Source organism: Parabacteroides sp. AF14-59, from assembly GCF_003479515.1.
Taxonomy (GTDB): Bacteria; Bacteroidota; Bacteroidia; order Bacteroidales; family Tannerellaceae; genus Parabacteroides; species Parabacteroides faecis.
Map to the genome: position 1 here is coordinate 101013 of NZ_QUHH01000019.1, position 15125 is coordinate 116137.

Annotated in this window: 14 protein-coding genes and 1 tRNA gene; 9 read left to right on the forward strand and 6 right to left on the reverse strand. The window is 44.7% G+C overall.

The genetic code is table 11. The annotated features are described in order from the left end of the window. Positions 1 to 15 precede the first annotated feature (15 nt). The 4 genes from DWW23_RS18715 to DWW23_RS18730 all read right to left on the reverse strand — a co-directional run bounded on the left by DWW23_RS18715 (position 16) and on the right by DWW23_RS18730 (position 5163). Positions 16 to 978, reverse strand: a complete 963-nt coding sequence (locus DWW23_RS18715) for a transporter (RefSeq protein ID WP_122354997.1) — start codon at positions 976 to 978, stop codon at positions 16 to 18. Between the two features lie 286 nt (positions 979 to 1264). Beyond that, positions 1265 to 2350 (reverse strand): glycine cleavage system aminomethyltransferase GcvT, encoded by a 1086-nt coding sequence (gene gcvT / locus DWW23_RS18720; RefSeq protein WP_122354999.1) that lies wholly within the window; start codon positions 2348 to 2350, stop codon positions 1265 to 1267. A gap of 14 nt (positions 2351 to 2364) precedes the next feature. Continuing rightward, positions 2365 to 3585 carry a peptidase T gene (gene pepT, locus DWW23_RS18725; protein WP_122355001.1) on the reverse strand — a complete coding sequence of 407 codons (1221 nt, stop codon included), beginning with the start codon at positions 3583 to 3585 and terminating at the stop codon, positions 2365 to 2367. Between the two features lie 174 nt (positions 3586 to 3759). Then, positions 3760 to 5163 (reverse strand): amidophosphoribosyltransferase, encoded by a 1404-nt coding sequence (locus DWW23_RS18730; protein WP_122355003.1) that lies wholly within the window; start codon positions 5161 to 5163, stop codon positions 3760 to 3762. Between the two features lie 522 nt (positions 5164 to 5685). Here DWW23_RS18730 and DWW23_RS18735 point away from each other — a divergent pair. The 8 genes from DWW23_RS18735 (at position 5686) to DWW23_RS18770 (ending at position 11671) form a co-directional block, all read left to right on the forward strand. Beyond that, a tRNA-Thr gene (locus tag DWW23_RS18735) sits at positions 5686 to 5759 on the forward strand. 112 nt (positions 5760 to 5871) lie between these two features. Continuing rightward, positions 5872 to 6402 carry a DUF4199 domain-containing protein gene (locus tag DWW23_RS18740; protein WP_122355005.1) on the forward strand — a complete coding sequence of 177 codons (531 nt, stop codon included), beginning with the start codon at positions 5872 to 5874 and terminating at the stop codon, positions 6400 to 6402. 18 nt (positions 6403 to 6420) lie between these two features. Next, positions 6421 to 7371, forward strand: a complete 951-nt coding sequence (locus DWW23_RS18745; RefSeq protein WP_122355007.1) for a glycosyltransferase family 2 protein — start codon at positions 6421 to 6423, stop codon at positions 7369 to 7371. Then, positions 7368 to 7892: a nitroreductase family protein gene (locus DWW23_RS18750; protein ID WP_122355009.1), complete on the forward strand. Its 525-nt coding sequence runs from the start codon at positions 7368 to 7370 to the stop codon at positions 7890 to 7892. Before DWW23_RS18745 ends, DWW23_RS18750 begins: the two co-directional genes overlap by 4 nt. 3 nt (positions 7893 to 7895) lie before the next feature. After that, positions 7896 to 8459, forward strand: a complete 564-nt coding sequence (locus DWW23_RS18755; protein ID WP_122355011.1) for a manganese efflux pump MntP family protein — start codon at positions 7896 to 7898, stop codon at positions 8457 to 8459. Positions 8460 to 8471: 12 nt separating this feature from the next. Further along, the gene (gene ilvD, locus DWW23_RS18760; RefSeq protein ID WP_122355013.1) at positions 8472 to 10199 is read left to right on the forward strand and encodes a dihydroxy-acid dehydratase; all 1728 of its coding nucleotides are present in this window, start codon (positions 8472 to 8474) and stop codon (positions 10197 to 10199) included. A 62-nt stretch (positions 10200 to 10261) separates the two neighbouring features. Next, positions 10262 to 11287 (forward strand): FAD:protein FMN transferase, encoded by a 1026-nt coding sequence (locus DWW23_RS18765; RefSeq protein WP_122355016.1) that lies wholly within the window; start codon positions 10262 to 10264, stop codon positions 11285 to 11287. 9 nt (positions 11288 to 11296) lie between these two features. After that, the gene (locus tag DWW23_RS18770; RefSeq protein WP_122355018.1) at positions 11297 to 11671 is read left to right on the forward strand and encodes a hypothetical protein; all 375 of its coding nucleotides are present in this window, start codon (positions 11297 to 11299) and stop codon (positions 11669 to 11671) included. 27 nt (positions 11672 to 11698) lie between these two features. On the opposite strand, the gene DWW23_RS18775 is transcribed toward DWW23_RS18770, so the two are convergent. Next, positions 11699 to 12952, reverse strand: coding sequence for a hypothetical protein (locus DWW23_RS18775; RefSeq protein ID WP_122355020.1), 1254 nt, complete (start codon positions 12950 to 12952; stop codon positions 11699 to 11701). A 103-nt stretch (positions 12953 to 13055) separates the two neighbouring features. Continuing rightward, on the reverse strand, positions 13056 to 13301 hold the full coding sequence (locus DWW23_RS18780; RefSeq protein WP_122355022.1) for an RNA-binding protein: 246 nt from the start codon (positions 13299 to 13301) through the stop codon (positions 13056 to 13058). Positions 13302 to 13735: 434 nt separating this feature from the next. Between DWW23_RS18780 and DWW23_RS18785 the strand changes: the two genes are divergently transcribed. Next, positions 13736 to 15028 (forward strand): inositol-3-phosphate synthase, encoded by a 1293-nt coding sequence (locus DWW23_RS18785; RefSeq protein ID WP_122355024.1) that lies wholly within the window; start codon positions 13736 to 13738, stop codon positions 15026 to 15028. Positions 15029 to 15125 lie beyond the last annotated feature (97 nt).

Consider the following 15125-nt stretch of genomic DNA (forward strand, 5'->3'; position numbering starts at 1 on the left):
TTAATTAATTCAAACTTAAAACTCACCCGATTTAATCTCATTTTTCCGCTTCTTCCACAACTGCCAGCTATTAAAAATATTCTGCCAGAGTACGTAAGAACCCGGGCCCACCGATGAAACAGGGTCCAGATAGGTATAAGCCATCCAGATAGCCAACACAGTATTTTTCTGTCCTAAAGCCTGACCGGCACTGATACGGTCTTTATAGATCGTACCGATCCGTTTACCCAGGTAGAATTGAAGGGCACAAGTGATAAAACCGGCCAAAGCAATCAGTATTTGTACGCTCCCCGGCACCTCACTGGTCATCAAAGACTTCACCGTCTGCCCTGTTACAATAGCCAACGCTGCTCCCCACAAATAAAAAGCCAGGTCATGAAAGCCCAGCAGGAAATGATGAACTTTCGGAAGGACATATCGGAAGAACAAAGCCAGGAAAAACGGGAACAGCAATAAAGGAAATACTTTACCCAATATCTTCAGGAATGCAGTAAAAAAAGTAATATCCGCATGCGGCTCTACCAATGGAAAGATCAAAGGGACAGCTACTGCCGCCAATATATTAGATAATAATGTATACGTAGTCAGGCTGGAAGCACTTCCGCCCAGTTTCCCCGTAATGACCGCTGCAGCTGTTGCCGTCGGACAGATAAGGCATACCATAGCAGCCTCAAACACCTCCCGGTAAGAACCGTCCATCGGGATAAATATCAATAAAGCAGCCAAAACCGAAGCCGAAACAATCTGAAAAAGTAACAACCATCCATGCCAGGGTGAAGGCATCAATTCCCGCCAGTCTACCTTACAAAAGGTTAACAGTAACTGTGCAAAGATCAGGAAAGGGGTAATATAAGCAACGAAAGTATTGACAAACGGTTTTGTCGGCTCCAGAAATGTGAAGTTGGCAAATACAAAATAACCTAACGCACCGGCCAACATTGCAATAGGCAATGTCCAGTTTTTCAGAAATTTCAACATGAGACCTATTCTATTTTATTCCGCTGCAAACTTACAAAACATCTGTTACTTTCTGACTATAATGTCACCGAAATCCGACAAATGCTCTCCGGAGCAAACTAAAAACACATCACAATCCCTTTCAAATCCCTGGCAAATTGCATATATTCATCCTGGGTTATTTTCCCTTTCGTTGTCAGGACAACCAGATCATGACCGTGAGTTTCATCCCTGCACGTTCTTTGCTTTACAAAAAATTAGCCGAATAGTTCTATCCGGCTAACTTCTTCTTATCTATGATATTATTTTATTTACGGAAAGGAGCTTTCACAACCTGTGCTTTCAGGTTACGGTTACGAACCTTTACAAAAAATTCAGAACCGACTTTCGCATATTCGGGTTTCACATAGCCCATACCGACACCCTTCTTCAATACAGGAGACATAGTTCCGGATGTAACCACACCGATCACGTTATCTTCCGCATCAACGATCTCATAACCGTGACGGGGAATACCTTTATCTACCAATTCGAATGCACACAATTTACGTGTCACACCTTCTTTCTTCTGACGTTCCAGTTCCGCACGGTTGGTAAAATCCTTGCCGTCTACAAATTTAGTGATCCAACCCAATCCGGCTTCGATCGGAGATGTCGTATCATCCAGGTCGTTACCATACAGGCAGAATCCCATTTCCAGACGAAGCGTATCGCGTGCTCCCAGACCGATCGGCTTGATACCTTCCGGCTTACCGGCTTCGAAGATAGCATTCCAGATAGTCATGGCATCATCCAGGTAGAAATACAATTCAAAACCACCGGCACCGGTATAACCCGTATTGGAAATGATCACGTTCTTGCAACCGGCAAATTCGCCTGTTACAAATGAATAATAAGGTATGGAAGAAAGATCGACCGGAGTCAGGCGCTGAAGCACTTCCACAGCTTTCGGTCCCTGTACAGCCAACTGACCGGTACGGTCGGAAGAATTTTCCAATTCTGCACCGACAGTGTTATGGCTTACACACCAATCCCAGTCTTTTGCGATATTACCGGCATTGACAACCAACAGATATTTTTCCGGTTCGAAATGGTAAACCAACAGGTCGTCCACAATACCACCTTTATCGTTCGGGAAGCAAGTATACTGTGCTTTGCCTAAAGGCAGAACAGATGCATCGTTGGAAGTAATACTCTGGATAAAAGCCAGTGCGTTCGGACCTTTCACCCAAAATTCACCCATGTGAGATACGTCGAATACACCTACGCCATTCACAACGGTCATGTGTTCATCAATAATGCCGGTATACTCGATTGGCATGTTATAACCGGCAAATTCGTGCATTTTTGCTCCCAATGCGATATGCACATCGGTAAACGGAGTCGTTTTCATGTTATTAATTTCGTTTAAGATTTTTGAGCTAACAGCTCGGTTATTTTTATGATTGTTTGCATACTTTTTTCCAGCGAGTTAACCGGAAGGAACTCATAACGTCCGTGGAAGTTCAGGCCGCCCGCAAAAATATTCGGACAAGGCAATCCCATAAACGACAGACGTGCCCCGTCCGTACCGCCACGGATCGGTTTAACCAACGGTTTGACACCGGCTGCTTCCATCGCTTCGAATGCCAGGTCTACAATATGTTTCTTCGGTTCAACCACCTCACGCATATTATAATACTGGTCACGCAGTTCCAACGTCGTACTGCCCGGATGAATTTCGTTCATGCGTTTCACCCACATTTCCAGTTGTTTCTTCTTTTCTTCAAACAAAGTGCGTACATGGTCACGAATGATATAAGATAAAGAAGCCTCCTCTACCGTACCCGACATATTGGTCAGATGATAGAATCCTTCATATCCTTGTGTATGTTCGGGACGTTGCGAAGCAGGCAACCAGGAAGCGAACTCGATAGCCAGCAAAGAAGCATTCAGCATCTTGTTTTTCGCATAACCCGGATGGACATTCAGTCCTTTGAATGTTATTTTGGCAACGGCGGCATTGAAGTTTTCGTATTCCAGTTCGCCGATCTGTCCGCCGTCAATGGTATAGGCCCATTCACAACCGAACTTCTCTACATCAAAATGATTGGCACCCTCGCCTATCTCCTCGTCGGGAGTGAAGCCGATGCGAATCTTTCCATGTTCGATTTCCGGATGCTCTTTCAGATATTGGATTGCTCCGATAATAGCTGCTACGCCTCCTTTGTCATCAGCGCCCAGCAAAGTTTTACCGTTAGTCACGATAATATCCTGATCCTTATAATCGTTCAGTTCGGGGAACATCAGCGGAGAAAGAACCACATTCTCTTCAGCGCACAATACGATATCGCCGTCTTTATAATTTACGATGCGTGGAGTCACATCTTTACCTGACATATCAGGGCTGGTATCCAAATGGGCAATAAAACCGATAGTCGGTATTTTTTTATCTGTATTGGCAGGAAGGGTGGCCATCAGGTAACTGTTGTCATCCAAAGAAATATCATCCAGACCTAACTCTTCCAGTTCTTTTACCAATGCTTCTGCAAATACTCGCTGTCCCGGAGTACTCGGCGTTGTACGTGTTTCTTCGTTCGACTGGGTATCGAACGTGACATACTTCAGAAATCTATCTAATACGGTCATAAGTTATACTTTTATATTTAAACCATAAAAGTATATAAAGAGCAACGAATAACAAAATAAATTGAACGTTACTTTTGGCTTGATCCAAAAGTAACCAAAAGATCAAGGCTGCACCTGTTATAATATATAAGTGCAGCCTTGAACTTTTGGTTACTTTTCCATCAGGGAAAGTAGTTAAAAACAACCATTACCATTATAGCAATGCGTACAAACACATTCCTTCGGCAAGCCGATCGATGCGATCAAATCTTCAACCGTATTGAATTTCAATGTAGTAATATTCAGTTTTTCACGGATTCGTTCCACCAGTTGATTATACTGCTCGGTTCCGGTCGTTGCATATTTATCCAGATCCTTTGCATCGTCGCCTTCCAGCTCTTTAACGATCCGGCGGGCAATCAATTCCAGATGTGATTTAGAAGCGGAGAAACCGACAAACGGACAAGCATGCAGGATCGGAGGACATCCGATTCTCATATGCACTTCTTTCGCACCATATCCGTACAATATATTGACATTGTCGCGAAGCTGTGTACCGCGCACAATAGAGTCGTCACAGAAAATAACCCGTTTACCTTTCAGCAGCTCCCGGTTAGGGATCAACTTCATCTTGGCTACCAGATCACGGACGGCCTGGTTGGCCGGAGTAAAACTACGAGGCCATGTCGGTGTATACTTTACGATAGCACGACGGTAAGGAATACCTTTTCCTTCGGCATACCCCAGAGCCATACCGATACCGGAATCAGGAATACCCGAAACGAAATCAGCATCCACCTCATCCTTCTTCGCCATCGCCATACCGCTCGCATAACGGGAAGCATCTACATTCACTCCTTCATATTCAGACACCGGATAACCATAATAAACCCACAGGAATGAACAAACCTGCATTTTCTTATTCGGCTTACGCAACTGCGTCATCTTGTCTGCAGTAAGCATAACGATCTCGCCCGGCCCTACATTATATTCAATCTCATAACCCAGATTCGGGAAACTACAAGGTTCGCTCGAAGCGGCATAGGCCCCCTCCTTCTTTCCGATCAACACCGGAGTACGTCCCCACTTATCACGGGCGGCAAGAATACCCTCCTCCGTCAGGACAAGCATCGAGCAAGACCCCTTTATTTTTTCGAATACAATTTCTATACCTTCAACAAAAGTTTTACCCTGGGAAATCAGCAACGAGATCAATTCGGTCTGATTGATCTGTCCTGAACTCATTTCCGAGAAGTGACAACCTTTATCCAACAACTCATTCTGCAGTTCCTCCAGGTTATTCACCTTGGCAACCGTTACTACTGCATATTTGCCTAAATGAGAATTAATGAAAATTGGTTGAGGATCTGTATCGCTAATGATACCTATACCGGAATTTCCCTGGAATTTCTCCAGTTCACTTTCAAAACGAGTACGGAAATAAGAATTTTCGAGGTTATGGATCGAGCGTTTGAAGACGCCATTGTAAAGAGTTGCCATACCGCCTCGACGGGTTCCCAGATGGGAATTATAATCTGTGCCGTAAAATAAGTCGGTGGCACAGGATGAATTAGAAATAGTTCCGAAAAAACCACCCATTGTCCTTAGTGTTTTTGATTTTTGAATTAGGGCACAAAGTTACAAGAATATTTAGAATATACTAAAAGAGATCGCATACAATCAGAACCACCCTATAAATAATATTCTCCGCATAGATGTTAACCACATTTTCATTTTGACGCAGAAATTCTCCTAATCGGTCCTTTTTGATACGTTAAAATATATTACCCGCGGGGGTATTTTTATTTATCCGGTATAGTAATCCCATTTTCCCGCTATAGAAATATCATTTTGTCAATCGAAAAAAGAGGGTTATTACTACCCCGTCCTTCTACCCTTTAATTTAATTACATTTTTTAACTATGGTAAAACATTAAGGAATACAGCCATTTATAAATAAAAATATGCTCCGGAGCATAAAAACACTTGCATTGTAAAAAATAATATCTACTTTTGCACCCGGGTAAGTCCTACACGGCATGCTCCCTCGGAATCCCCCAGGGCTTGACCGCAGCAAGGGTACTTGGTTGTAGCGGCGCGATGTAGTAAGCTTACCCACCTGCCTCTTTAGCTCAGTTGGCCAGAGCACGTGATTTGTAATCTCGGGGTCGTTGGTTCGAATCCGACAAGAGGCTCAGAAATGAGGAAGTTTATTTAAATAAGCTTCCTCTTTTTTATTATTATATACCTTGTATATTATAACAAAAGGATTAATTTTGCTGATAGAAACTTTAAAACAGCAATATAATGGAAGAAAATAAAGGTCTATTATTAAAAAGCGCGATGACTTATGGATTAGCCATGGGAATCTTTTGGGTGATAAAATATCTGTTCTTTATTTTCAGCAACACGGTTCCTGCGCTTAACATTATATATATAGTACTCACTCTGACAGTACCGTTCATCGCTTATTACCTGACAAAACGTTACAAACAGGATATCGGCGGCAAGATCAGTTTCTTTCATGCCTGGCGTTTCGGTACGATGTTGTACTTTTTTGCCGCACTGATCGTCGCTTTGGAACATTTCGTATTCTTCCAGTTCATCGCTCCGGCTGATTTCCTGAGTAATTCGGTCAACCAGATGATAGATGTCCTGAAAGATTCACAGGTAAGCACCGAAGTAATGGAAGCAATAGGAAAAACCAATTTCACTCCTATCCATATGGCTATTCAAGGTATTTTCAATAATATATTCTACGGAATCATACTATCGATACCGGTAGCAGCCATCTTGTGCAGGAACAATGAAACCGGTGCAATCAGACAAGAACAATAAGGAGAAACAATACAAATAATGGACATATCAGTAGTTATTCCGTTGTACAACGAAGCCGAGTCTCTACCCGAATTGGAAGCATGGATAGAGCGGGTGATGAAAGAACATAACTTTACTTACGAAATAATATTTGTAAACGACGGCAGCACAGACAATTCATGGGAAGTGATCCAGGAGTTACAACAAAAGAACTCATGCATCAAAGCCATCAAGTTCCGCCGGAATTACGGTAAATCCCCCGGATTGCATTGCGGTTTCCAACGGGCAAAAGGCGATGTCGTCATCACAATGGATGCCGATCTGCAGGACAGCCCGGATGAAATACCTGAACTGTACCGTATGATTAAGGAAGACGGATACGATCTTGTCTCCGGATGGAAAAAGAAACGGTATGACCCGCTGTCGAAGACGCTCCCGACCAAACTGTTCAATGCTACGGCCCGCAAATTTTCCGGGATCGACAACCTGCACGACTTCAACTGCGGACTGAAAGCCTACAAAAGTGTCGTGATTAAAAATATCGAAGTGTATAACGATATGCACCGCTATATCCCCTATCTGGCTAAGATAGCCGGATTCCACAAGATCGGTGAAAAAGTCGTACAACACCAGGCACGCAAATACGGGACCACCAAATTCGGGCTGAACCGCTTCGTGAACGGCTATCTCGACCTGATCACACTATGGTTCACTTCCAAATTCGGAAAGAAACCGATGCACTTCTTCGGACTATGGGGTAGCGTGATGTTCTTCATCGGCTTTATCGCCCTGGTCTTCGTGTTAACCATGAAGCTGATCTCTATGTTCTCCGGCGACCTGCGTCCTTTGGTGACCAATTCCCCGTATTTCTATATCTCGCTTACCGCGATGATCCTCGGAACACAAATGTTCCTGGCTGGATTTATCGGTGAACTGATCTCGAGGAACTCGCCCAACAGAAACAACTATAAGATAGAATCAGAAATATGAATACACTTGAGCTGATACAGAAACGCTGTTCGATCCGCCAATATGCACCCACTGCGGTGGAAGAGGAAAAAATAGACTACCTTCTGGAAGCAGCACGCCTGGCCCCTTCGGCTGTCAATTTCCAACCCTGGTATTTTCTGGTGGTAAAGGAAGACGAGGGACGCCGCAAACTACAGGAATGCTATCCGCGGGAATGGTTCAAACAGGCCCCGTTGCTGATACTGGTTTGCGGAGACCACAGCCAGTCGTGGAAACGGCAATCCGACGGTAAAGATCACATGGACATCGACGTAGCCATTGCTACGGAACATATCTGCCTGGCAGCTGCCGAACAAGGTTTGGGAAGTTGCTGGGTTTGTAATTTCGATACGGCCCTGTGCCGGAAACATTTCAATCTGCCGGAAACGGTAGAACCGGTGGTAATCCTGGCGATAGGTTACCCCGAAAACCCGGATCTGTTCGCTAAGACTCCGAAGAAAAGGAAAGCGACGGACGAGGTTAGCAAAAGGGAAACATTTTAATTTATGTCAATTATAGAAATAGTGTTACTAGCCATCGGATTATCGATGGACAGTTTAGCCGTGTCTGTAACCGGCGGTGCCGTCATCCGGAACTGCACCGTTTGTAATATGGTTAAGATCGGCTCTTTTATGGGTATCACACAAGCCACAATGACGGTTTTAGGCTATTTGGCTGGCGTCGGATTCCAGAAATACATTACAGCCTTCGACCACTGGATCGCATTTGTCCTGTTGCTTTACCTGGGCGGCAAGATGATTTACGACAGCACCCAGGAGGAAGACGAGGATTGCAAAACGAATCCGCTCTGCAACAAAACATTGTTCGGATTATCCATAGCCACCAGTATCGATGCGCTGGCTATCGGTATCTCGTTGGCAATCCTGAAATCGGATATCGTTATCCAGGCATCCCTGATCGGTATCGTCACTTTCCTGATGTCGGCCTTCGGCGTTTATTTCGGAAGCCGCTTCGGACGGAAAGTAGATTTGAAACTCGATCTGCTCGGCGGACTGATCCTGATAGGTATCGGAGCAAAAATACTAATAGAACACCTGTTCTTAAGCTAATAAAGGAAATATATGAAAAGTCAGGAATTACGTAAGCTGGCACCGGAACTCGACTCGCTTCGCCTCGGAAGCGGCTGGAGCATCGAAGACCTGAGCAAACCACAGATCATCGTTGAAAGCAGCTACGGGCACAGCCATCCCGGAAGCGCCCATCTGAACAAACTGGTGGAAGAAGCCGGAAAAGGAATCAACGACGCCGGAGGACGGGCAGCCAATTACTATGTTACTGACATTTGCGACGGAGAAGCACAAGGCCATGACGGAATGAACTACTCACTCGTATCACGCGACCTGATGGCAGCCATGATGGAGATACACGTCAAAGCAACCCCTTTCGATGCAGGCGTTTTCATCACCAGTTGCGATAAATCGGTCCCGGCTCACCTGATGGCAATCGCCCGCCTGAATATGCCGGCCCTTCTCATACCGGGAGGCATTATGAAAGCCGGTCCCAATCTGCTGACATTGGAACAGATCGGAACGTACAGTGCCCAATATGAACGGAAAGAGATTACCGAAGAACAATTCTTCGCCTACAAGAAAGAGGCTTGCCCTACTTGCGGGGCCTGCTCGTTCATGGGAACGGCTTCCACCATGCAGGTCATGGCTGAAGCACTAGGCATCGCGCTCCCCGGTTCAGCTTTGATCCCGACTCATATACATTATTTAAAAGAGGTATCCCGCTATGCCGGTCAACGTTCCGTCGAATTGGCTAAAGAAGAATTAGCGCCATCCGACATCCTGACGATCGATGCTTTCAGGAATGCGATCATGGTACATGCCGCCATAGCCGGTTCCAGCAACAGCCTGCTGCATCTGCCTGCCATCGCTCACGAACTAGGCATCGAACTTCCGGCAGAACTGTTCGATGAAATACACCGGCAAATCCCATTCCTGCTGAATATCCGTCCGAGCGGATTCTGGCCGGGCGAATACTTCTGGTATGCCGGTGGCGTTCCTGCCATTATGGAACAACTAAAAGGCGTACTAAACCTGGATGTCCGGACAGTCACCGGCAAATGCCTGGGAGAAAACCTCGAAACCCTGCAAAGAAACGGCTTCTACGAAGGATGCAACAAATACTTATCCCCGCTTGGAATAAAATCCGGAGATATTATCAAATCTTTTGAAACCCCGATCCGGAAACAGGGAGCCATTGCCATATTAAAAGGCAATCTTGCGCCGGAAGGAGCCGTTGTCAAACACGCCGCCATCTCTCCCAACCTGATGCAGGCAACGTTGACAGCCCGTGTATTCAACAGCGAAGAGGAAGCATTGCAAGCCGTATTACAAAAAGATATCCACCCGGGAGATGCCGTATTTATCCGCTACGAGGGTCCGAAAGGCAGCGGTATGCCTGAAATGTTCTACACAACGGAAGCGATCGCCTCCGATCCTGAACTCGCAGAAAGCATCGCCCTCATTACCGACGGACGTTTTTCCGGAGCTACCCGTGGCCCCGCCATCGGCCACGTCTCACCGGAAGCCTACGAGGGTGGTCCTATCGCCCTGGTAGAAGACAACGACCTGATCCGTATCGACATCCCGGCACGTAAGCTCGACATCATCGGAACAAACGGACAGCAACTGCTCCCGGAAGAAACAGAACGCATCTTGTCAGAACGCCGGAAGCGATGGATACAACCTGCATCCCGCCATACGAACGGCATCCTGGACATTTTCACACACAATTGTGCGTCTCCCATGAAAGGGGCCTATATGGAAAACAGAAAGGCTTAACCATTGACCTTGGTTGAATTACAATAAATTTTAGTATCTTTGCAGCGCTAAAATTTAAAGAGATGTACAAGAAGATTTACCTGGTGCTCAGCTTATGGATACTCATTTTCACAGCCTGTACAAAACAGAAACAATATTTTGAAGAAAGTGGTTCCGTTTTCCATACAATCTATCATATCAAATATGAAGGTTCTGAATTATTGACTGAAAAGATCGATGCCGAACTTCAGAAATTCAATCTTTCCCTGAACCCGTTCAATCCGAACTCAATCATATCGAAAGTGAACCAGAACGAACCTGTCGAAGCAGACGACTGGTTCATCGAGGTATTCAACAAAGCCAAGGAAGTATCGGATCATTCGGAAGGAGTCTTCGACATAACCTGCGCCCCGCTCGTCAACCTGTGGGGATTCGGTTTCAGCAAAATGGACAGCGTAACACCTCAGATGATCGACAGCATCAAACAATTTGTCGGTTATCAGAAAGTCAGGCTCGACGGACGGAAAGTAATAAAAGACGATCCCCGTATCCTGCTGAACTGCTCCGCCATTGCCAAGGGATATGCCAGCGACGTGATAGCACGCCTGCTCGAACGGGAAGGAGTCGAAAATTACATGGTCGAAATCGGAGGCGAAGTCACGATGAAAGGTGTCAACCAGAATGGAAAATGCTGGCGTATAGGCATAAACAAACCTGAAGACGATTCGACAGGAATAAAGAACGATGTCGGCGAAGTGGTCGAATTATGCAAAAAAGGAGGCGTAGCTACCTCCGGCAACTATCGTAACTATTATATCAAAGACGGTAAGAAATATGCCCATACCATCGATCCGCGTACGGGCTATCCATCCGAACAAAGCATATTAAGTGCGACGATTGTTGCGGACGACTGTATCACCGCAGACGCTTATGCCACAGCATTCATGGCTATGGGCCTCGAAAAAGCCCGCGAAGCCGCAAAGAATATCCCAGGAATCGAATACTATGTTATCTACACCGACGAAAACGGTAAACATCAGATAGAATACTCTACCGGTATGCTCCAATTTCTTCCGAACAGGAAGATCGAAGCACTACTGAGCGAGTAGCAATTTTTTATGAAGAATTTTATTAATCAATTTGAGTGTAAAGAAGTAAAAGCCGGTGAAGTAGTATATGACACAGAACAAATGGGAAACATATTACTTTTTGTCACAGCAGGAAAACTTCTTATTTGTTCGATAGCAACGCCGGTAGTAGAAGTCAATGCAGGTTATTTCGTCCTGTTACCGGCAGAAAAACGTCATATCGTAACGGCTATCACAGATGTACAAACGGTACTTATGCATGCAGGAACATTATCGACAATGATCACGGAAGACCCGGAATGGAACCCGGAACGTCCGGTGGTTCTACCCACTTTTCCATCATTAGCAAAAACGATTTTCCTGCTTGAATCCTATCAGAAAGAAAAAAGGTCTAATTTAAATTAGACCTTTATTTACTTTCTATGTTTCCGATCAGAAACGCTTAATGAGGAACGACGGATTGATCCGGAGGTAAACACCGGCAGAGAAGCTAGTCGCACTACCGGATTTCCCGACCTCACCGGCAGCCGGACCGAACTTATTCACCGACAAATGCTGATACACATCCACATCTACGCCCAAAGAAAATCCCTTTCCGAAACTCCTGGAATATTCCAGTCCTAAATAAACCATATTCTGTCCGTCAAAAGAAACCCCTTCTTTCGAAGTCGACACCGCCCCGTAAAACGGACTTCCGAACATCGAAATGAACTTATTACTGTTCCAGTAAGATGCTTTCACCCGAAAATCAGAAATATCCGCGGAAGCCCGGGCATAAAAACCGGAACCACTACCATAAGGCCATAACTTTCCGGCCTGCTGATAATAGCCTGTCACGTCAAACTCCAGGTTCACGCTCCGGAAAACCCGATTTCCCGTATTCCAGACTGTCCCTACACCCACCGAACCATTCATCAGCGTCTGTACCGAATTGGTAAGAATCGTATCGATCTCCCCTCCCCGATGCTGGGCCAACCCTTGCACTGGCGCATAAAAATGAAAGCGGGCATCCGGGTCATTCAGCTTATAACGTCCCGACACCCCCACGGTAAACGCCTCCTGATGCGTATCGTCACGGAAAATAAAACTCTCCCAATTCACCCACACATCCAGATCGAACCGGCGTGAATCATATAATAACTGCAACCCAGCTTCCGGATCAGCCGTCAGGTTCAGCTCCGGATTATACAGCGGTTCGATCAAATTATGATTAGCCCCGCCATAAATATCTCCGAGAACGACATTCACATGATCAGACAAAGCTATCTGCGCACGAAAAAAAGGAAGCACATGAAAACCATGCTGAAACTGGTCGCCTTTCCATCTGGCAATATCCTGATATGCCAAAGCCGGATATTTTTTGGCACCCCAATAGCGTAACATATGTACGCCCAACTCCAGTTTAATATTACTCAAAGGATAAAAGACAGCTTTCGGCTGTAACCAGAAGCCCGGCAATGAATATCCCTTCATAATAGAACCAGAATATTCATTATCTTTAAAAAAACTAATATTGTCCACCTCGACAAGCAACTGTCCTTTCTTTTCCGGATCGATACGATGGTCCGACTTAAAGACCCGGTCGGGTATCTGTGCACGGACCGGAGATATGATAAACAGATTTATAATCAAGAGACATACGCCTGATAAAAGAAGGCGGGCAGATTTCATAAGAAGAGTTTTCATCTATTTTAAAATTTGCAGCAAACGTAAGAAATAATCGTCAATAAAAAAAGGGACATGGAGTTTAACTTCCATATCCCTTCCTATGCTATTTGTCAAAACTATCTCAACGTCTCGGAGTAGCTTCTTTAACAACCATCTGACGACCTTCGTATTCTGCGCCGTTCAGTTCGTTGATTGCATTTCTGCCTTCATTTTCGTTTGTGAATTCAGCGAATGCAAAACCTTTAGATCTGTTTGTGTCGCGATCGATGATCAACTTAACTGATTCTACAACGCCATACTCTTCCAAAACCTGCTGTAAGTCAGATTCTCTAACCCGATAGTTCAGGTTACCAATGTAAATATTCATACAAAAAATAATATAAAATAATTAATAAAAAAAACTTGTAACAAATAATCTTGGAAAGGTCGATTACTACAAAATAAATTCATTGTTGAATATTACATCTGAGATAAAAGAACTATTTCTGAAAACTATGTTGTTTACACGTCGCAAAGGAAAGTATTTTTATTCGATAACCAACTATATTCACCTAAATTATTTGTCAATCGAATCTCTTTTTATATTTTTGTAACAAATAACCAAGGGAGGAAATATTTTTTCATCGTGCAGAAGGCTCAAAAAACAAGCCTTTAGAACCAAAAACGGTAACCATTTGCCTTCAACATTGGCGAGTTATTGAAAATTATAGTATTTTTGACCAATTATATCGCATATTTTTCCTTTTTAATCCGATTAAGAAGGGCTAAATTTGCACAATTATTTTTTGAACTTAAATTGACATGGAAAAAATCGAAGTAAAAGAAGCTAAAGGTAAACTTGGCATTCTCGTTGTGGGTGTAGGTGGAGCAGTATCAACCACCATGATTACAGGTACTCTGGCTGCTCGTAAGGGAGTAGCAAAACCAATCGGCTCGATCGCGCAGATGGCGACTATGCGTTTGGAGAACGGAGAAGAGAAAGCAATCAAAGACATCGTGCCTTTGGCTGATCTGAACGATATTGTATTCGGCGGTTGGGATATATTCCCCGATAATGCATACGAGGCTGCCATGTATGCAGAAGTATTGAAAGAAAAAGACCTGAACAACGTGAAAGAAGAATTGCAGGCTATCAAACCGATGCCGGCTGCATTCGATCACAATTGGGCAAAACGCTTAAACGGAACGCACATTAAAAAAGCGGCGACCCGTTGGGAAATGGTAGAACAACTGCGCCAGGATATCCGCGACTTCAAAGCCGCAAATAACTGCGAACGTATGGCAGTTCTGTGGGCAGCAAGTACGGAAATCTACATTCCGCTGTCAGAAGAACACATGTCGCTTGCCGCATTGGAGAAAGCCATGAAGGAAAACAACACCGAGGCTGTTTCTCCGAGTATGTGTTATGCTTACGCAGCCATTGCAGAAGGTGCTCCGTTCATCATGGGTGCTCCTAACCTGTGCGTGGATACACCTGCTATGTGGGAATTCTCCAAACAGATGAATGTCCCTATCTCCGGTAAGGACTTCAAGAGCGGACAGACACTGATGAAGACCGTACTGGCTCCGATGTTCAAAACACGTATGCTGGGCGTAAGCGGCTGGTTCTCTACTAACATCTTAGGAAACCGCGACGGTGAAGTATTGGATGATCCTGCAAACTTCAAGACAAAAGAAGTAAGTAAACTGTCAGTGATCGACAACATCTTCGAACCTGAAAAATATCCGGATCTGTACGGTGACGTATATCATAAGGTACGTATCAACTACTACCCGCCCCGTAAAGACAACAAAGAAGCATGGGATAACATCGATATCTTCGGATGGATGGGTTACCCGATGGAAATCAAGGTAAACTTCCTTTGCCGCGACTCCATCCTCGCTGCTCCTATCGCTCTCGACCTGGTATTGTTCAGCGATCTTGCCATGCGTGCCGGCATGTCTGGTATCCAGACCTGGCTGTCATTCTTCTGCAAGAGCCCGATGCACGACTTCGAACACCAGCCTGTTCACGACCTGTTCCAGCAGTGGAGAATGGTTAAACAGACTTTGCGTGATATGATCGGAGAAAAAGCACCTAGCTATCTGGATTGATACACACATATAAGAAAGATTTCTTCTATCCGTTCAAAAAGTTTTTCCACGGATAGAAGAAATTCTTTTTCATATATCAATCATCTTTATTCAAATA